Source organism: Massilia sp. GER05, assembly GCF_052056005.1.
Taxonomy (GTDB): domain Bacteria; phylum Pseudomonadota; class Gammaproteobacteria; order Burkholderiales; family Burkholderiaceae_D; genus Telluria; species Telluria orientalis.
This window is the reverse complement of record NZ_CP178858.1, coordinates 6,143,377-6,161,251: the sequence shown is the minus strand read 5'-3', so window position 1 is coordinate 6,161,251 and position 17,875 is coordinate 6,143,377. Positions and strand designations below refer to the sequence as shown.

The 17,875-nt window shown below is 65.7% G+C and carries 14 protein-coding genes and 1 pseudogene; 5 read left to right on the top strand and 10 right to left on the bottom strand.

Annotated features, from left to right (window positions below; genetic code table 11):
* Positions 1–201: 201 nt before the first annotated feature.
* Both ACL58G_RS27215 and ACL58G_RS27210 read left to right on the top strand, forming a co-directional pair.
* Entirely contained in the window at positions 202–3,447 is a 3,246-nt protein-coding gene (locus ACL58G_RS27215; RefSeq protein ID WP_440963765.1) for a DUF4214 domain-containing protein, read from the top strand.
* 59 nt (positions 3,448–3,506) lie between these two features.
* The gene (locus ACL58G_RS27210) at positions 3,507–3,920 is read left to right on the top strand and encodes a hypothetical protein (protein WP_440963764.1); all 414 of its coding nucleotides are present in this window, start codon (positions 3,507–3,509) and stop codon (positions 3,918–3,920) included.
* Between the two features lie 125 nt (positions 3,921–4,045).
* Here the strand turns inward: ACL58G_RS27210 and cobA are convergent, their stop codons facing one another.
* The 6 genes and pseudogenes from cobA to ACL58G_RS27180 all read right to left on the bottom strand — a co-directional run bounded on the left by cobA (position 4,046) and on the right by ACL58G_RS27180 (position 10,240).
* On the bottom strand, positions 4,046–4,765 hold the full coding sequence (gene cobA, locus ACL58G_RS27205) for a uroporphyrinogen-III C-methyltransferase (RefSeq protein ID WP_413387430.1): 720 nt from the start codon (positions 4,763–4,765) through the stop codon (positions 4,046–4,048).
* Between the two features lie 171 nt (positions 4,766–4,936).
* Positions 4,937–6,271, bottom strand: a complete 1,335-nt coding sequence (locus tag ACL58G_RS27200) for a sulfate adenylyltransferase subunit 1 (protein ID WP_440963763.1) — start codon at positions 6,269–6,271, stop codon at positions 4,937–4,939.
* On the bottom strand, positions 6,271–7,209 hold the full coding sequence (gene cysD / locus ACL58G_RS27195) for a sulfate adenylyltransferase subunit CysD (protein ID WP_413387432.1): 939 nt from the start codon (positions 7,207–7,209) through the stop codon (positions 6,271–6,273). The genes ACL58G_RS27200 and cysD overlap by 1 nt, the downstream gene beginning before the upstream one ends.
* A 32-nt stretch (positions 7,210–7,241) precedes the next feature.
* Positions 7,242–8,012: pseudogene (locus tag ACL58G_RS27190) on the bottom strand (phosphoadenylyl-sulfate reductase); the annotation flags it as partial.
* Positions 7,981–8,559, bottom strand: a complete 579-nt coding sequence (locus tag ACL58G_RS27185; protein WP_413387433.1) for a DUF934 domain-containing protein — start codon at positions 8,557–8,559, stop codon at positions 7,981–7,983. The pseudogene ACL58G_RS27190 and the gene ACL58G_RS27185, both read right to left, overlap by 32 nt.
* Positions 8,552–10,240: a nitrite/sulfite reductase gene (locus ACL58G_RS27180; protein ID WP_440963762.1), complete on the bottom strand. Its 1,689-nt coding sequence runs from the start codon at positions 10,238–10,240 to the stop codon at positions 8,552–8,554. Before ACL58G_RS27180 ends, ACL58G_RS27185 begins: the two co-directional genes overlap by 8 nt.
* 161 nt (positions 10,241–10,401) lie before the next feature.
* On the opposite strand from ACL58G_RS27180, the gene ACL58G_RS27175 reads away from it, so the two are divergent.
* Both ACL58G_RS27175 and ACL58G_RS27170 read left to right on the top strand, forming a co-directional pair.
* The gene (locus ACL58G_RS27175; protein ID WP_413387435.1) at positions 10,402–11,343 is read left to right on the top strand and encodes a CysB family HTH-type transcriptional regulator; all 942 of its coding nucleotides are present in this window, start codon (positions 10,402–10,404) and stop codon (positions 11,341–11,343) included.
* A 4-nt stretch (positions 11,344–11,347) separates the two neighbouring features.
* Entirely contained in the window at positions 11,348–12,004 is a 657-nt protein-coding gene (locus ACL58G_RS27170) for a class I SAM-dependent methyltransferase (RefSeq protein WP_440963761.1), read from the top strand.
* A gap of 37 nt (positions 12,005–12,041) precedes the next feature.
* Here the strand turns inward: ACL58G_RS27170 and ACL58G_RS27165 are convergent, their stop codons facing one another.
* The 4 genes from ACL58G_RS27165 to ACL58G_RS27150 all read right to left on the bottom strand — a co-directional run bounded on the left by ACL58G_RS27165 (position 12,042) and on the right by ACL58G_RS27150 (position 16,706).
* Positions 12,042–13,064: a porin gene (locus tag ACL58G_RS27165; RefSeq protein WP_371762845.1), complete on the bottom strand. Its 1,023-nt coding sequence runs from the start codon at positions 13,062–13,064 to the stop codon at positions 12,042–12,044.
* Between the two features lie 164 nt (positions 13,065–13,228).
* The gene (locus ACL58G_RS27160; RefSeq protein ID WP_440963760.1) at positions 13,229–14,380 is read right to left on the bottom strand and encodes a PAS domain-containing sensor histidine kinase; all 1,152 of its coding nucleotides are present in this window, start codon (positions 14,378–14,380) and stop codon (positions 13,229–13,231) included.
* A 78-nt stretch (positions 14,381–14,458) separates the two neighbouring features.
* Positions 14,459–15,238, bottom strand: a complete 780-nt coding sequence (locus ACL58G_RS27155) for a LytR/AlgR family response regulator transcription factor (RefSeq protein ID WP_413340583.1) — start codon at positions 15,236–15,238, stop codon at positions 14,459–14,461.
* Positions 15,239–15,308: 70 nt separating this feature from the next.
* Positions 15,309–16,706 carry a sensor histidine kinase gene (locus tag ACL58G_RS27150; RefSeq protein WP_413387438.1) on the bottom strand — a complete coding sequence of 466 codons (1,398 nt, stop codon included), beginning with the start codon at positions 16,704–16,706 and terminating at the stop codon, positions 15,309–15,311.
* Between the two features lie 222 nt (positions 16,707–16,928).
* Here ACL58G_RS27150 and ACL58G_RS27145 point away from each other — a divergent pair, with 222 nt between their 5' ends.
* Complete coding sequence (locus tag ACL58G_RS27145) at positions 16,929–17,867, top strand: exopolyphosphatase (protein WP_440963759.1); 939 nt, start codon at positions 16,929–16,931, stop codon at positions 17,865–17,867.
* Positions 17,868–17,875 lie beyond the last annotated feature (8 nt).

Below are 17,875 nucleotides of genomic sequence, written 5' to 3'. Positions count from 1 at the left end.
AAGCTGGCGGGTTCGACATCTGTGTTGTCACCGTTGAATCTATCCTTGGCAATTCGATTGCATCAGTAGACATGTTCCGTTGGTTTACACGCGTCTTTACTCTCGAAAAGCAATTTCCTCATTGAATTTAAGTTTTCCATAGGGAATCATATGCGACTGGGGTAGCGACGCTCCCAGCCACCCGCCATCGATACCGACGCCATGACCACTCCCACGACCTCCCACTACGTCCGTCCGGGCCAGGCCAGCACGGCCTGGAGCTATGCCGGCGTCCCGGCTTCCGCCGTCACCGCCGTCGCCTTCGACGCGGCCAGCAGCCTGGGCCAGGCATTCGCCCGCGGCGACATGCAGTACAGCCAGGACTACGGCCGGACGTGGCTCGCCTACGCGATGCCGGTCGACGGCCAGGGCGCGTACGTGGCCACGGCCGGCACGCTGTGGCGGTTCCAGGACCGCCTGGCCGGCGACGGAACGACGCCGGACACGTTCGGCGTCCACTACAAGCTGGCGGACGGCAGCGTCGTCACGGCCGAGGACACCGTGTTCCCGGACAGCCAGCCCGTGGGCATCGTCGGCGGCGGCGGCATCGTGTTCACGACCGCGCACGCGGGCGACATCGTCGACGTCGTGGCCGGGATCGACACGGGCGACCTGACGGGCGGCCGCTGGGTGATCGAGAGCCAGTCGCAAGCGGGCCTGTTCGGCATCAGCTACAACCCCGCCGTCGACACGGCTGCCCGGCTGGTGGTCGCCGACGCGAGCCAGTTGCCGGCCGGCGGCCTGTCGGCCGCGGTGACCGTGCACTACTACGACCGCTACCAGGTCGACGCCAACGGCAGCCCGCTCCCGAACACGGGCGTCACGCAGGTCCTCACGTATGCGGTGGAAGACGGCGCGACGGACGGCCTGCCCGGCTTCGCCAACGAATCGAAAGCCGGCGCCGCGCTGGACGCGTGGACCTCCGCCCCGGCGCTGGCCACCCTGGCGGGCGGCGGCGTCGTCGCCGTCTGGCAGGGCCAGGGCGCGGGCCTGTGGGCGCAGCTGCGCGACGCGGCGGGCAATCCGCTGGGCGCCGCGTTCGCGCTCACGCCGAATGGCGATGCCGGCGCCGAAGGCCAGCCGGCCGTCGCCGCGCTGGCCGGCGGGCGCTTCGTCGTCGCGTACACGCTGAACGACGGCGGCGCGAACAAGATCGCGTATCGCGTCGTCGACGCCGGCGGCAGCGCGGGCGCCGGGCACGTGCTCGACACGGGGGCGTCCGGCGATGCCGCCATGCCGGCCGTGGCGACGCTCGCCGACGGCTCGTTCGCCGTCGGCTGGCGCAGCGGCGCCGCCGTGCACGTGCAGCAGGCCGCCGCGGACGGCACCCCCGCCGGCGCGCAGCAGGTTTACAACGCCCTCGGTTCGGCCTACAGCCCGGCGCTGGCCGCGCTCGCGGATGGCGGCTACGTCGTGTCGTGGGGGGAGATCAACGACGGCAACGTCTACGCCGCGTTGAGCCGCGCACCGGCGTCCGTGTTCGTCGCGAGCGGCGACGGCTACGCGGCCAGTACGACGACGGCCGCGCCGCTGCCGCACGTGGCGGCGCTCGCGGGCGGCGGCTTCGTCGTCGCGTGGGACAGCTATGTCAACGACCCGTGGGGCTTCGCGAACAGCGACATCTTCTTCCAGCGCTTCGACGCCGCCGGCCATGCCGTGGGCGCCGTCACGCAGGCCAACGTGGCGTCGGGCGGCGGGCATGACGATGCCGACGTCGCGGCCCTGTCCGACGGATCCTTCCTCGTCGCGTGGCAGGGCGCGGACGGCGACGGCAATGGCATTTTCGGCCGCCGGTTCGACGGGGACGGCAACGCCATCGACAACCAGGAATTCGGCATCAGCCAGCTGCGCAGCGGCGACCAGGCCAGCGCGGACGTGACGGCGCTGGCCGGCGGCGGCTTTGCCGGCGCGTGGATCGATACGGGTGCGTCCGGCACGGCCAGTGTCGAGATGCGCGTGCTGCCGGGCGTCGCCCCGGCCGCGGCGCCCGCGGGCGTGCCCACGGCCGGCGTCCAGGACGTGCCCGCGCCGGCCCCTGCACCGGCACCTGCGCCTGCACCTGCACCTGCACCTGCACCTGCACCTGCACCTGCACCGGCACCTGCACCTGCGCCCGTGGCGAGTCCTCCGGCCGCCGGCACGTTAGCGGCGCTGTCGAAAGTGGCCAGCGTCGCCATGACCAACAGTACGCACGTGCTGGCGGCCGTGGCGGGCGAGAGCAAGGTGACGGGGACGTCCGGCGTCGACACGCTCGTGTACACGACCGCGCGCGCCGGGGCGACCATCGTCGCCGCCGACGGCGCGGTGTCCGTGACGGACGCCGTCGGCAACCACGCGACGCTGGCGGGCGTCGAGCGCGTCCAGTTCAGCGACGGCGTGGTGGCGCTGGACGTGAACGGCAGCGCGGGCGCGGCATACCGCCTGTACCAGGCCGCGTTTGCGCGCACGCCGGACAAGACGGGCCTCGGCTTCTGGATCGACGCGCTGGACAAGGGCACGCCGCTGGCGCAGGCCGCCTCCGGTTTCATCGGCAGCGCCGAGTTCGCCAAGCTGTACGGCAGCAACGTGAGCGACGCGCAGTTCGTGGATGCCCTGTACCAGAACGTGCTGCACCGCGCGCCGGACGCCGCCGGCTACGCATTCTGGACGGACGCGCTGCATTCGACGTCGCGCGCGGACGTCCTCACCGGTTTCAGCGAGAGCGCCGAGAACAAGGCCCAGGTCGCCACCAGCATCGGGAACGGCATCGATTACGTGGCGCCGGCCGGCGGCACCCTGTCGGGTTCGGGGGCGCAGAAGATGGCCAACGTCGCATTCAACGGCAATGCCCACGTGCTGCCGGCCGTGGCGGGCGACAGCAAGGTGACGGGAACCGCCGGCGTCGACACGCTCGCCTACACGACCGCGCGCGCCGGGGCGACCGTCGTGGCGGACAACGGTGTCGTGTCCGTGAAGGATGCCGTCGGCAACCACGCGACGCTGACGGGCGTCGAGCGCCTCCAGTTCGGCGACGGCATGGTGGCGCTGGACGTGAACGGCAATGCGGGCGAAGCGTACCGCCTGTACCAGGCCGCGCTGGGCCGCACGCCGGACAAGACCGGCCTCGGCTTCTGGATCGATGCGCTGGACAAGGGCACGCCGCTGGCGCAGGCCGCCTCCGGCTTCATCGGCAGCGCCGAGTTCGGCAAGCTGTACGGCACCCACGTGAGCGATGCGCAATTCGTGGAAGCCCTGTACCAGAACGTGCTGCACCGCGCGCCGGACGCCGCCGGCTACGCGTTCTGGACGGATGCCCTGCATTCGACGTCGCGCGCCGACGTCCTCGTCGGATTCAGCGAGAGCACGGAAAACCAGGTGCAGGTCATCGGCAGCATCCAGAACGGCATCGACTACCTGCACTGGGGCTGAGTCGACGTAAGTTTGTCGCGCATCATGGCGATCGGCGAGGGGAGCGCCACACTGCTTCGATGTCCGCCAAGCTCACCGCCCTGTTCGCCCGCCTGCGCGCGGTCCTGCCTCAGCTGCCTCCCATGCCGCGTGCATGGGTGGAACTGCGCTGCGCCCGCCGCCTCGACCGCATCGCCGGCCGCCTGCAGCGCATGCACGCGCGCATCGCCGGCATGCAGGACCATCTGACGGGCGCCGGAGCACCAGGCGGTCCGGCATCCGATGCGGATGGCGCATTACGGCGCATGCTGGCCGGCCTGCGCGCGGAACTGGCGCGCATGCGCTGCGACCTCGCGGTCTGGCATGTGCGCGAATGCGGGGGAGAGTGCGGGACGCGGCTGGCGGCGGCGCTGGCGCGCCTGAACCGCATCGCGGTGGATACGCATGCGGCCGCGCAGCGGCTCGAGGCCGAGCTGGAGGCGCGGGCGGAGTAAGCCACCCAAGCGTCGTTGCCGCGGAGGCGGGAGCCCCATTTTGCATGCATTACGATAGCGCGTAAACCTTGGGGGGGGGCCCGCCCGCCAAGGCGGACGGCAAGTCCGGGGGACGACGGCACGCATCAGATGGTCTGGTGCGGCCGGTGTCCCATCGCCTCGCCGATCATGACGAGCACGGGACCGTGCGCCACCTCGAGACCGTGCGCCAGGTCGGCCAGTGTCAGGCGGCGCACGCGCTGGTCCGCGCGGCTGCAGTTTTCCACGACGACGACGGGCAGGTCCGGCCGGCGGCCTTCGGCCAGCAGGCGTTCCGCCGTGGCCGCGGCTTCGCGGCCGCCCATGTACTGGACGAGGGTATCGGTTTCCGGCAGCGCAGGATGATCCGGCTCGTCCGGGGCCGTGCTGGACGTGAAGAACGCGACGCTGCGCGCCACGCCGCGCTTGGTCAGCGGCTGCAGCGTGGCCGCGGCGGCGGCGACGGCCGTAGTGATGCCGGGGACGACTTCGACCTCGATGCCCGCTTCCTCGAGGGCGCGGAGTTCTTCGTCGGCGCGGCCGAACAGCATCGGATCACCGCCCTTCAGGCGCACGACGCGCTGGTAGCGCTGTGCGGCATCGACGAGTTTTTCATTGATGACGGTTTGCGCCGTGGAGCGCTGACCGGAGCGCTTGCCGACCGGAATCAGCTCGGCCTGCCTGCACAGGGCCAGCATCTCGGGAGTGACGAGGGCGTCGTACAGCACGACCTCCGCCTCCCCGAGCAGGCGCGCTCCGCGAACGGTGATGAGATCAGCAGCGCCGGGACCGGCTCCAACCAGATAAACTTTTCCCAGCCCAGCCATACGATCCCTTGGTACTAAAGGTGTTATTAAGACTTTTACATCGCATCAGGGCCTCGAGAAACCGTAGCGAGCGGAAGGAGTTTCGTCCGAGAAGCGCAGCCGTACTAACGGTACGGCGAGCATCGCAGGACGAAAATCCGACGCGCAGTAGGTTTATCGAGGTCCCACTGCTTAAATACGGATCATACCTGCTGCGACCGTTTGATGGGTAACTTCATCGATGAGGATGAAGGCACCCGTTGCGCGGATCGCATCGTAGGCGTCGGCGGCCAGCGGCTGCTGCACGGTCAGTTCGATCCGCGCGATGTCGTTCAGCTTCAGGCCTGCGGCCGGGTTGTCGACGGCGCGGCGCGTCTGCGTGTTGACGTCCAGGACGGAATCGATCGCCTTCACCTTGGCCATCGTCTGGCGCGTGCCATGCTTGATCCAGTACTTGCGGCGCACGTCCAGGGGCTCGTCGGACATCCAGCACACATCCGCTTGCACCTGCTTCAGCAAGGTGGCCGGTTGCTCGGCCGGGGCCAGCACGTCGCCGCGCGAGATGTCCACGTGCTCGTTCAACGTGATGGTGACCGACTGGCCGGCGACCGCTTGCTGCAGCGGGCCGTCGAACGTCAGAATTTCCTTCACGGTCGCGCTGTGGCCGGACGGCTGCACGACGAGCTTGTCGCCCACGGCAACCTTGCCCGACTCGATGCGCCCCATGTAGCCGCGCAGGTCGTTGGCTTCGTGGCCGTTGTGGCGCGCGACCAGCTGCACCGGGAAGCGGAACGGGGCGGCGTGCGTCTCGTCGTAGACCGACAGGCCTTCCAGCAGTTCGATCAAGGTCGGGCCTTCGTACCAGGTCATGTTGTCGCCGCGCTCGACGACGTTGTCGCCCGCGAGTGCCGACAGCGGGATCGCCGTGATGTCCTTCAGGCCCAGCGTGTCCGCGAACTTCGTGTATTCCGCGACGATGCGGTCGTACACGGTGCGGTCGTAGTTCACGAGGTCCATCTTGTTGACGGCGACGATCACGTGCTCGATCTGGAGCAGCTTGGCGATGGTCGAGTGGCGCTTCGTCTGCACCAGCAGCTCCACCGAGCCGTCATCGCCCAGCTTCACCTTCGACACGTCGACGAGGATGATGACGGCGTCCGCGGTCGACGCGCCCGTCACCATGTTGCGGGTGTACTGCTCGTGGCCCGGCGTGTCGGCGATGATGAACTTGCGCTTCGGCGTGGCGAAATAGCGGTACGCGACGTCGATCGTGATGCCTTGCTCGCGCTCGGCTTCCAGGCCGTCCGTCAGCAGCGACAGGTCGATCGTGTCGCCCACGGTGCGCTTGTGCTTGGAGCGCGACACGGCGGCCAGCTGGTCGGCGAAGATGCCCTTGCTGTCGAACAGCAGGCGGCCGATCAGCGTGCTCTTGCCGTCGTCGACGGAGCCGGCGGTGATGAAGCGCAGCAGACCGGCCTGGCCGCTTTGGTCGTTATCGTGGTTCAGGTTGTCGTTCAGGGCGTTCATCAGAAATATCCTTGTTTCTTGCGCTTTTCCATCGAGGCTTCCGACGTCTGGTCGTCCATGCGGGTCGCACCGCGCTCGGTGATCTGGGTGATCGCCGTTTCGGCGATGATGGCGTCGACGGTCGACGCATCCGATGCAACCGGGCACGTGCACGAGATGTCGCCCACGGTGCGGAAACGGACGACGCGGGTCTCGACTTCCTCGCCGTCGCGGGCCGGCGTCAGGGGCGTCAGCGGCACCAGCAGGCCGTTACGCGGGATCACCTGGCGCTCGTGCGCGAAATAGATCGGCGGCAGGGCCAGCTTTTCGCGGGCGATGTATTGCCAGACGTCGAGCTCGGTCCAGTTCGAGATAGGGAACACGCGCATGTTCTCGCCCGGGTGGACGCGGGTGTTATACAGGTCCCACAGTTCCGGACGCTGGGCCTTCGGGTCCCACTGGCCGAATTCGTCGCGGAACGAGAAGATACGCTCTTTCGCGCGCGCCTTTTCTTCGTCGCGGCGGGCGCCGCCGATGCAGGCGTCGAAGCCGTATTCGGCGATCGTTTCCAGCAGCGTGACGGCCTGGGCCGCGTTGCGCGAATCCGTCTGCGGGTTGCGCAGGCGGACGGTACCTTTCTTGATCGAGTCCTCGACGGAACCGACGATCAGGCGCTCGCCCAGTTCGGCCACGCGCGCGTCGCGGAACTGGATCACTTCGTCGAAGTTGTGGCCCGTGTCGATGTGGACGAGCGGGAACGGGAATTTACCCGGACGGAACGCCTTCTCGGCCAGGCGCAGCAGCACGACGGAGTCCTTGCCGCCCGAGAACAGCAGCGCGGGGTTCGAGCATTCCGCCGCGACTTCGCGCAGGATGTGGATGGCTTCGGATTCGAGCGCGTCCAGGTGGCGCGCATTCACGTCGCTGAGGGCGAGCGGGGTGTCACTAAAAGTCGTCATTTTGCTGAGCCTGTGATGTCTTGATTGGCCAATTAGGCCGGGGCTACGGATTTGATTCGAATGAGCTTGCCGTCCACGAGGTGCAATCCGCATTCCTTGGAGTCGGCGTTTTCCCACCACCAGCGGCCGGCGCGCACGTCCTCGCCCGGCTGGATCGCGCGGGTGCAGGGTTCGCAGCCGATCGACGGGTAGCCGCGATCGTGCAGGTCGTTGTACGGCACGTTATTGGCGCGGATGTATTCCCACACGTCCTCTTCGCTCCAGTCGGCCAACGGATTGAACTTGGCCAGGCCGTGCGCCGTATCGTCTTCCTGCACCGGCAGGTCGCTGCGCGTCGTCGACTGCGCGCGGCGCTGGCCCGTGATCCATGCCTTGTTGCCGGCGAGCGCGCGGCCCAGCGGTTCGACCTTGCGCACGTAGCAGCAGCCCTTGCGCATCTCGACGCTGTCGTAGAACGCGTTCAGGCCGTTTTTGCTCACGTACTCGTCGACCAGTTCCTGCTTCGGACGCATCACGACGATGTCGTAGCCGTAGTGGGCCTTGACCTTGTCGATCATGGCCAGGGTTTCCTTGTGCAGGCGGCCGGTCTCCAGCGAGAAGATGGTGATCGGCAGGCCGGCCTTCAAGATCAGGTCGGTGAGGACCATGTCCTCGGCCGCCAGGCTGGAAGCGAACACGGCAGGCGAAAAATCGCGCGCAATGCGCTCCAGGATGCCGCGGGTTTCATTCACCCGCGCGTTCAGGTCGCTCATGGGTTTCCTTGTTTGATCGTCAGATGCCGGCGCCGACGTCGCTGTGTTCGGGCAACGCGCCGCGCTCGTGGCGGCGGAACAGCGGCAGCGGGTTGTCGACCGCCGCCTGGTACGTTTCCGAGAATACCGTCAGGCCTTTCAGTGCGTCATGGATGTTGCGGTCCTGGCGCGTCGCATAGGCATTGAAGCCGCAGCGGACCATCTGGAACAGCTGGTCGCGCAGCACGTCGCCGATCGCGCGCAGCTCGCCCTGGTAGCCCAGGCGCTTGCGCAGGTTGTAGGCGATCGAGTAGCCGCGGCCGTCGCTGAATTTCGGGAAGTCGACGGCGACGACGGCGAACTTGTCGAGGTCGTCCTTGACCGTCGTGGCCAGCTCGTCCGATGCGAACCAGATGCCCAGTTCCCGACGCTCCGCGCGGCCCAGCAGCTGCTCGCGCTGCGCCAGCCAGACCTTGACCGGGACAATGATCTTGCCGGCCGGGACTTCAACGGTTTCCGGGGTGCCGTCTTCGACGAGTTTCAGGACGCTCCAATCGTCATCCACCACCTCGCGGTGCTTGATGATCTGCTTGTGCGAGTGCAATTCGAAATTAGGCATATTCGTCTTCCCCAACCAATGCGCCGGCCGGGATCGGCGTGGCATACACATGTTCCTTGAACGGCGCGACACCGAGGCGCTGCGCCACGTCGACGAAGCGTTCGCCCTCGACGCGATTCTTCACATAAACCTCGAGCAGGCGGCCGATGACTTCCGGCATCTGCGGTGCGGAGAACGACGGGCCGATGATCTTGCCGATGGCCGACTCGTTACCCTGTGCGCCGCCGATCGATACCTGATACCACTCGGAACCGTCCTTGTCCACGCCCAGCACGCCGATGTGGCCCACGTGGTGGTGGCCGCAGGCGTTGATGCAGCCCGAGATGTTCAGTTCGATGTCGCCGATGTCGTGCTGGAAGTCCAGGTTGTCGAAACGCTCGGCGATGGCGGCCGCGATCGGGATCGACTTCGCGTTCGCCAGCGAGCAGTAGTCGCCGCCCGGGCACGAGATCATGTCGGTCAACAGGCCGATGTTCGGCGTCGCGAGGCCGCGGGCCTTCGCCTGCTGCCAGATCTCGAACAGCTTGGCCTGCTCGACGTCGGCCAGCACGAGGTTCTGCTCGTGCGTCACGCGCAGTTCGCCGAAGCTGTACTTGTCGGCCAGGTCGGCCACGAAATCCATCTGCTCGGCGGTCGCGTCGCCCGGCGGCACGCCGGTTTTCTTCAGCGACAGCACGACGGACGCATAGCCCGGCACCTTGTGCGGCTTGACGTTGCGCTGCAGCCAGTTGGCGAACGCCTTGTTGTCGGCATGCTCCGCACGGGGATCGATGCTGGGCAGGGTCAGGTAGGGCTTCGGATTGAACCATTGCGCCACGCGTTCGACTTCCTCGCGGGTCAGCGTTTCCGGGCCATCCTTCAGGTCGGCGAATTCCGCCTCGACCATGCGCGCGAATTCCTCGGCGCCCACGGCTTTTACCAGAATCTTGATGCGGGCCTTGTACTTGTTGTCGCGGCGGCCGAACTGGTTGTACACGCGCATGATCGCTTCCGTGTACGTCAGCAGGTGCTGCCAGGGCACGAAGTCGTTGATCACGCTGCCCAGGATCGGCGTACGGCCGAGACCACCCCCCACCATGAACTTGAAGCCGACTTCACCGGCGTCGTTGCGCACGGCGGTCAGGCCGATGTCGTGGACGGCGATCGCGGCGCGGTCTTCCACGGCGCCATTGATCGCGATCTTGAACTTGCGGGGCAGGGCGATGAACTCGGGGTGGAACGTGCTCCACTGGCGGATGATTTCCGCGTACGGGCGCGCATCGACGATCTCGTCGGCGGCGACACCGGCGAATTCGTCCGTCGTCGTGTTACGGATGCAATTGCCCGACGTCTGGATCGCGTGCATTTCGACCGAGGCCAGGTCGGTCAGGATGTCCGGGGTCTGTTCCAGCTCGATCCAGTTGAACTGGATGTTCTGGCGCGTCGTGAAGTGGCCATAGCCGCGGTCGTACTTGCGGGCGATGTGGGCGAACATGCGCATCTGCGCCGTCGACAGCAGGCCGTACGGCACGGCGATGCGCAGCATGTAGGCATGACGCTGCATGTACAGGCCGTTCTGCAAGCGCAGCGGCAGGAATTCTTCTTCGGTCAGCTCGTCGGCGAGACGGCGCCGTACCTGGTCGCGGTACTGGGCGATGCGTTCACGTACGATGAGATGGTCGTATTGGTCGTAACGGTACATGGGCAAGATTCCTAAGGGGGCGGGCCAATCCTGACCCAAACTATCCCGAATATTAATAAAATCCAGCTATATTCCAAACGACGGAGAATTTATTTGCTTATATGAGCCTGCGGTATAAGCATCCTTGTAAAATGCGGCATCAGATTGACAAGATAAGGGCAATGAACCTACACCAACTACGTTTCGTGCGCGAAGCGGTCCGCCAGAACTACAACCTGACCGACGCCGCCAAGGCGTTGTTCACGTCGCAACCCGGGGTGTCGAAAGCCATCATCGAGCTGGAAGAGGAGCTCGGGGTCGACATCTTCACCCGTCACGGCAAGCGCATCCGCGGCCTGACGGAACCGGGCCGCCTCGTCCTGCAATCGGTCGAGCTGATCATGCAGGAGATCGACAGCCTCAAGCGCATCGGCAAGGAATACGCCGCCCAGGACAGCGGCAGCTTCACCATCGCCACCACGCACACGCAGGCGCGCTACATGCTGCCGAAGGTCGTGCAGGCGTTCATGCAGCGCTTCCCGAAAGTCAGGTTGTCTTTATTGCAAGGCAACCCGCGCCAGATCGCCGACATGGTCAAGAACGACCAGGCCGACCTCGCCATCGCGACGGAATCGATCGCGGCGGTCGACGGGCTGATCACCTTGCCGTGTTATCAATGGGAACACGTCCTCGTCGTGCCGCACGAGCACCCGCTGACGAAATCGAAGGCGATCTCGCTGGAAGAGATCGCGGGCTACCCGCTGATCACGTACGACGCCGCCTTCGCGGGCCGTAGCAAGATCGACCATGCGTTCGAACTGCGCAACCTCAAGCCGGACGTCCTGCTGGAAGCGATCGACGCCGACGTCATCAAGACGTACGTGGAGTTGGGCATGGGGATCGGCATCATCGCCGGCATGGCCTTCGACCAGGAACGCGACCGCAACCTGCGCGCGATTCCCGTGGGCCATCTGTTCGGCATGAACATATCGCGCGTGGCCGTCAAGCAGGGCGCCTATCTGCGCAGCTATATTTATACGTTCATCGAGCTGCTGGCCCCCACGCTCAACCGCAAGATGGTCGAGTCCGCCATGCGCGGCACCAGTGAAAATTACGAGCTTTAATACCATGAATCGACAGAATGACCCCGTCGCGCGTTACTACGCGAGCAGCACGCAGGCGGCCGACGCCGCGCTGTCGCGGGCGGAACGCGCCAACGACTTATCGAAGGTACGCGAACGCATCGCGCAACTGGTGCGCGGGCAGACCGTGCTGGAACTGGCCTGCGGCACCGGCTACTGGACGGAAGTGATCGCGGCGAACGCCGACAAGGTGCTGGCCACCGATATCCTCGACGCCATGCTCGCCCGGGCCCAGACGCGCCGCTTCCCGGAGGGCAAGGTCGCGTTCCGCAAGGTGGACGGCCTCGATCTGCCCGAGGACCTGGGTACGTTTACTTGCGTGTTCATCGGTTTCTGGTGGTCGCACCTGAAGCGCGACGAGCAGGATGCGCTGCTGGCCCAGCTGCGCGCGCGGCTCGGCCACGACGTTTCCCTGATCCTGCTGGACGACGCCTACGTCGAGGGCAGCAGCACGACGATCGCGCGCACGGATGCGCAAGGCAATACGTATGAAATCGTCGCGGCGCCGGACGGCGAGCGGTTCGAGTTGCCGAAGAATTATCCGGCCGACAGCGCGCTGCGCAAGCGGCTGGGCGGCGAGGTGAGGGAGATCCGCATCGAGCGCCTGACGTATTACTGGATGTTGACCTGCCGGCTGAAATGACGCGTGGGCACGGGTGCCCACGCGAATGACGGCGTACTTAGAACGAGTGACGCATGCCGACGGTGAACACCGACGGATCGCCACCCAGCGACGTCGCGGCCGGGGTCAGGTTGTTCGAACCCGAGTTCAGGCCGAAGGTGGCCAGGCCGTTGTTGTTCATGTTGGCGTACGACGCGTACAGGTTCGTGCGCTTCGACAGCGAATAGCTGTAGGCCAGTGCCCAGGCATTGCCCTTGGCGCCGTTTTCCAGCTTGTTCTGCTGCAGGTTCACGTAGACCTTGCTCGGGCCGAACGGGTAGCCGGCGCCCAGGTTGTACTGCTTGAACTTGTTGTTCGCGCCGTCCGGATCGGCCGACAGGTAGTTGGCCTTGATCTCCAGGCCGCCGACGTCGGCGAACGTGTAGGCGGCGCCCGCGCCGTATTCCTTGTCGTTGCCCGACGAAACGCGCTTCAGCGTGTGGTAGGCGGCGCCCAGGTACAGGCCGCCCATCTTGTATTCGGCACCGATGCCTTTCAGGTCGCCCGACGGACCCGTGGTTTTTTCGCCGGCGGAATACGTGGCCAGCAGGTCGAAGCCGTTGAACGACGCGCTCTTGTAGTTGACCGAGTTGGCCAGGCGGCGGGTTACCTTGCCCGAACCGAAGGCCGACAGGTTGGTGCCGTAGAAGCCCTGGCCGAATTCGTCGGAGGCGCCGGCCACGACGGCGATCGGCGAGTATTCGCGGCCCAGCGTCAGGGTACCGAAGGCGCCTTCCAGGCCGACGACGGCGCGGCGCTGGAACAGGCCGGAGGAATCCTGCGCGCCGGTGTCGACGGCAACGCCCGCTTCCAGGTTGAAGATGGCCTTCAGGCCGTTGCCCAGGTCTTCCGAACCGCGGAAGCCGAAGCGGCTGCCCGACTGGTTGCCCGACTGGACGTTGGTGTGGCGGCCGTCCGGATTGCCGGCGTCGCCGGACTCGATGGCGGCGTCGACGACACCGTACAGGGTCACGTTGGTCTGGGCGGCGGCGAACAGGGGGGTGAGGGCGACCACGGCTGCGGCCAGGCGTTTGACTTGCATTCAGGATTCTCCAATAAGATGTCGGACGATTCAAACAATGTGGTCTATTGCTTGATTGGCAGGCATCTTATCGAAGCGATATGTCGATTTGATGACACAGTGAAATGTTGCGAAATTACCACGCTTACTTTCACTTCTGTTGTCATCAATGTGTGACGACAGGGTTACACGAGGTGATCGTGCAGCGGCAGCACGATGTCGATACGGGTGCCGTGCGGCTCGTCGGCGCCGATCGAGATCTCGCCCTTCATCGCCCAGACCCGTTCGCGCATGCCGATCAGGCCCAGGGATTCCGCCTTTTCCATGTCTTCCGGACGGATCCCGCGGCCATCGTCGCGGATCGTGATGAGCAGGTCGCTGTTCAGCCGGAACAGATTCATCATGACGCGGGTGGCCTGCGCATGGCGGGCGATGTTCGTCAGCGCTTCCTGCACGATGCGGAAGATGGCCGTGCTGGCCGTGTCGTCCAGGCGCAGCTCGGCCTCGTCGGCCAGCAGGGTGGTGGGGATCGCGTAGCGTTCGATGAAATCGTCGCGCAGGCCCTGCAGCGCGAAATACAGGCCGCCTTCGTCGAGCGCGCGCGGACGCAGGTTGGTGGCGATGCGGCGCAGCGACGTGATCGCGGTCAGCAGATTGTCTTCCATGCCGCGCATCAGCCGCAGGCTTTCGCTGGGCGTGCCGTCGGCGTGTTGCAGCAGGGTGAGGTCCATGCGCAGCGATGCGAGCAGCTGGCCGAGGTCGTCGTGCAGTTCGCGCGCGATGTGGGTGCGCTCTTCCTCGCGGATGGTCTGCAGCGCGGCGGACAGCTGGCGCAGCTGGTCGTGCGAGCGCGTGAGTTTTTCCTGCACGCGGCGGCGGTCGCTGACGTCGCGCATGACGACCGTGTAGAACGGTGCGTTGCCGTTGGTGCGTGAAATGGAACCCTCGATGGGGAAGCGTTCACCATCCCCGCGCAGGCCCATGACCGTGTAGTCGGTGGCGCGGCGGCCTGCGCGGCCGCTGCCGGGGCGGAAATAGTCCACGGGTTCGTCGACGTCCGCATTCGGCGACTCGATGTAGCGTCCCAGCGGACTCCCCACCATCTGCTCGACGCTCGTGCCGAACAGGGCTGCCGCGGCCGGATTGGCCATGACGATGGTGTTCGACTGGTCGGCGGAAATGATGGCTTCGCTGACGTGGTTGACGATCTGGCGGCTGGCCTGCACGGTTTCAAGCTCCTGTCGGAAGCGCCGGCCCAGCCAATAGCCGGCCGCGAACCCGGCCAGAAGCCAGGTTGCGGTCCTGCCGGAAGCGCGGGGGCGGCGCGGGCGTTTCATTCAACTTGCTTGATAGAAAACAACCCGCTGTGCGGGTCTGGCATCTACCTTACCCGCCGTGCAAACTGCTGGCTTGACTTACATCTGCTTGAAGAGGTGCAGGAAGCTGCGGCTGACTTCCAGTTTTTCCGAGCGGCCCTTGATCAGCACCAAGTGGCGGCCACGGATGTCGCGCGTCACGCCTTCGATGGCGTTGACGTTCACGAGCGTGGCGCGGTGGATCTGCCAGAACAGCGACGGATCGAGTTCTTCGGCCAGGTCGCGCACCGGCTTGCGGATCAGTGCTTCGAATTTCTCCGTTTGAACGCAGGTATATTTTTCGTCGGAACGGAAAAACAGGATTTCCTCGACCGGGATCATGCGCAGGTCCTGGCCGATGCTGGCCTGGATCCATTGCAGGTATTTCGGCTTCGGCGCCGCGATCTTTTCGGCGAGCTGGGACAGCATCGCGGTCACCGTGTCGCTGACGTTGACGGACGCGGTGGCCGCCTGCGCGGGCGTCGCCAGGCGTTCCTTCAGGCGCTCGACGGTGATCTTGAGGCGCTCGGGCTCGGGCGGTTTCAGCACGTAGTCGATGGCGCCCCGCTCGAACGCTTCCACGGCGTACTGGTCGTATGCGGTGACGAACACGACCTGGCTGGCGTCGCCGATGTCGCGCGCCGCTTCCATGCCCGTCTTGCCCGGCATGCGGATGTCGAGGAAGGTCAGGTCGGGCTTCAGGTCGTCGACGAGCTGCACGGCCTCGTCGCCGTTCTTCGCTTCGCCGATGATCTCGAGATCCGGCCACACCTGGGACAATCGGGTGCGCAGCAGGTCGCGCATCAGTCTTTCGTCGTCGGCAATGATAGCGGTAGGCATGGTCGGGGGCAGGCAGTGAAGGAGTGTCGATTATTCAACGAATCGTCGGTACAGGCAATACCCGAAATGCTTACTTCGGTGCAAGCTGGTACGGGACCTCGATGGTGGCGATGACCCCGGTCGGGCTGTTGGCCGCGATGTGCAGCTGGCCCGCCTCGCCGTGCAGCAATTTCAAACGCTCGCGGATGTTCGACAGCCCGAGGCCGGTGCCCTTGCTGGGCATGACGCCGAAGCCGACGCCGTCGTCCGCGACCGTCACGCGCAGCTTGCTGTCGACCACTTCCGCCCTGACGGCCAGGTGGCCGCCCTCGGGCTTGCATTCGAGGCCGTGCTTGATCGCATTCTCGACCATCGATTGCAGCATCATCGGGGGAAACGCCGCGCTGCGCAGGCCGTCCGGCACGCTCAGTTCGACCGTCAGGCGTTCTTCCATACGCATCTTGAGCAGGTCGAGGTAGGACTTGACCATGTCGACTTCGCGGCCCAGGTTCGTGACGAGGTTGTTGTCGCGCATCTGCGGCAGCACGGCGCGCAGGTACTGGATGAGTGTCCGCTGCATGGCGGATGCGCGCGGCGGATTGGTCTCGATCAGGTGCTCGACGGAAGCGAGCGTATTGAACAGGAAGTGCGGCTCCACTTGGGCCTGCATGGCCTGCATCTTCGCTTCTGACAGCTGGCGCTGCATCGACTCGCGCTCGGCGGCGGCCGTGGCCGACTGCATCTCGGCCTCCGCGCGCTTCTTGCCGCCCACCAGCGCCTTCGTGCCGAACAGGGCGAGGATCAGCAGCCAGACGAAGCTCGTGAACCACGTCGACGCCTGCTTGTGATAGCTGCGTGCCTTTGCTTCGGCCGCGTCGTCGACGGCCGCTTCGATGGCGTTGGACAACTCTTCGCCGATTTGCGGCGGCAGGTCGATGTGGACCTCTTCGCCGTTGGCGCCGCGCAGGGTCTTCGTGACCGGCGCCTTGGGCGGGGCGGGCGGTGCCGGCGGCGCGGGCTCGGCGGGTGCGGCGGGTGCGGCGGGGTCGGCCGCGTGTTGCGCCTCGTCGGCCGCCTGTTCCGCGGCGTCGGCCTTCGCCTGCGCCTCGTCGGCCTTGCCCTCGGCCGCCGCGTGTGCCGCTTCCGCGGCCTTGGCTGCCGCTTCCGCCTTGGCCGCCTCGATTTCCGGATTGATCGTGATCGTGCCGCGCCGGCTGTTCTTGCCCGGATTGATGTGGATGCCGCTGTCGTCGATCGTGACGGTCGGTTCGGGCCGGCGTGCGCTGTGTTCCGTGCGCGTGATCTCTTCTTCGCTGCTGGAGAACAATTCGTCCTGCAGAATCTTGCCGGAGACCAGCATCAGCGCGGCGAACAGGAAGAACTTCCACCACGACAGTTGCGTCACCCACGTCGCGACCGCGTCGAAGGCCCGGTACAGTGCCGACAGGGTATTCGAGAAAGTTTGCTGGGTAGAACGCCGTGTTTGCATGAAACTTATCTTTTTCAGAAGGTGCGGCGAGTGTAACCGCTGGCATGAGCGCCGGCCATCGCTTTGCGACAGCCTGCACGTTTCGGGCCCTGGAATGCACAGGTTGATGACGCCGTGATGACGTATAGAAAAACTGTTAATTAGCAATCTTGCGCGGTATGATGACCGACGTCCTGGCTGCGCCAGCCCATGCTTCGTTCTCGACATGAAAGGGGTTTGCCGATGTCTGCCGTTCCCAAGCGTTACCGCCTCGTTACCCGCAGCGATTTCGACGGCCTCGTCTGCGCCGTCCTCCTCAAGCACCTGGACCTGATCGACGAGATCCTGTTCGTCCACCCGAAGGACATGCAGGATGGCAAGATCGCGATCAGTGCGCGCGATATCACGACGAATCTGCCGTACGTTGCCGGCGCGCACCTTGCATTCGACCATCACTTATCGGAAACGCTCCGCAACACGGGCCGGCGCGACAACCACGTCATCGACCCGAAGGCGCCCTCGGCCGCAAGAGTCGTCTACGACCACTACGGCGCCACGCGGGCGTTCCCGGCCGCCTGGCGCGACATGATGGATGCCGTCGACAAGGCCGACGCCGCGCGCTTCACGCGCGAGGAAGTGCTCGATCCGCAGGGCTGGAACCTGCTGAATTTCCTGAAGGATGCGCGTACGGGGCTGGGCCGCTTCCACGACTTCCGCATCTCGAACTACCAGCTGATGATGGACCTGATCGATTACTGCCGCAACCACACGATCGCCCAGATCATGCAGCTGCCGGACGTGCAGGAGCGTACCCGGCTGTACTTCGAGCACAGCGAGCTGTGCAAGGAGCAGATCCGGCGCTGCGCGCACGTCCACGGCAACCTCGTCGTGCTCGACCTGCGCGAGGAACCCGTGATCTATGCGGGCAACCGGTTCATCATCTATGCGCTCTTCCCCGAGACGAATATCTCGATCCACGTGCTGTGGGGCCTGAAGAACCAGAATACGGTGTTCGCGACGGGCAAATCGATTCTCAACCGTACGTCGAAGACGAATATCGGCGCGTTGATGCTCGAGTACGGTGGTGGCGGGCACGAGAATGCGGGGACGTGCCAGGTGGCCAACGACATGGCGGAAGACGTGCTCGGCGCGCTGGTCGGGCGGATTACCAGCGAAGGTTAGGCCACCGG

Coding starts and splice junctions, on each gene's coding strand:
- ACL58G_RS27215 (WP_440963765.1), top strand. CDS start 202: ATGACCACTCCCACGACCTCCCACTACGTCCGTCCGGGCCAGGCCAGC.
- ACL58G_RS27210 (WP_440963764.1), top strand. CDS start 3,507: ATGTCCGCCAAGCTCACCGCCCTGTTCGCCCGCCTGCGCGCGGTCCTG.
- cobA (WP_413387430.1), bottom strand. CDS start 4,765: ATGGCTGGGCTGGGAAAAGTTTATCTGGTTGGAGCCGGTCCCGGCGCT.
- ACL58G_RS27200 (WP_440963763.1), bottom strand. CDS start 6,271: ATGAACGCCCTGAACGACAACCTGAACCACGATAACGACCAAAGCGGC.
- cysD (WP_413387432.1), bottom strand. CDS start 7,209: ATGACGACTTTTAGTGACACCCCGCTCGCCCTCAGCGACGTGAATGCG.
- ACL58G_RS27185 (WP_413387433.1), bottom strand. CDS start 8,559: ATGCCTAATTTCGAATTGCACTCGCACAAGCAGATCATCAAGCACCGC.
- ACL58G_RS27180 (WP_440963762.1), bottom strand. CDS start 10,240: ATGTACCGTTACGACCAATACGACCATCTCATCGTACGTGAACGCATC.
- ACL58G_RS27175 (WP_413387435.1), top strand. CDS start 10,402: ATGAACCTACACCAACTACGTTTCGTGCGCGAAGCGGTCCGCCAGAAC.
- ACL58G_RS27170 (WP_440963761.1), top strand. CDS start 11,348: ATGAATCGACAGAATGACCCCGTCGCGCGTTACTACGCGAGCAGCACG.
- ACL58G_RS27165 (WP_371762845.1), bottom strand. CDS start 13,064: ATGCAAGTCAAACGCCTGGCCGCAGCCGTGGTCGCCCTCACCCCCCTG.
- ACL58G_RS27160 (WP_440963760.1), bottom strand. CDS start 14,380: ATGAAACGCCCGCGCCGCCCCCGCGCTTCCGGCAGGACCGCAACCTGG.
- ACL58G_RS27155 (WP_413340583.1), bottom strand. CDS start 15,238: ATGCCTACCGCTATCATTGCCGACGACGAAAGACTGATGCGCGACCTG.
- ACL58G_RS27150 (WP_413387438.1), bottom strand. CDS start 16,706: ATGCAAACACGGCGTTCTACCCAGCAAACTTTCTCGAATACCCTGTCG.
- ACL58G_RS27145 (WP_440963759.1), top strand. CDS start 16,929: ATGTCTGCCGTTCCCAAGCGTTACCGCCTCGTTACCCGCAGCGATTTC.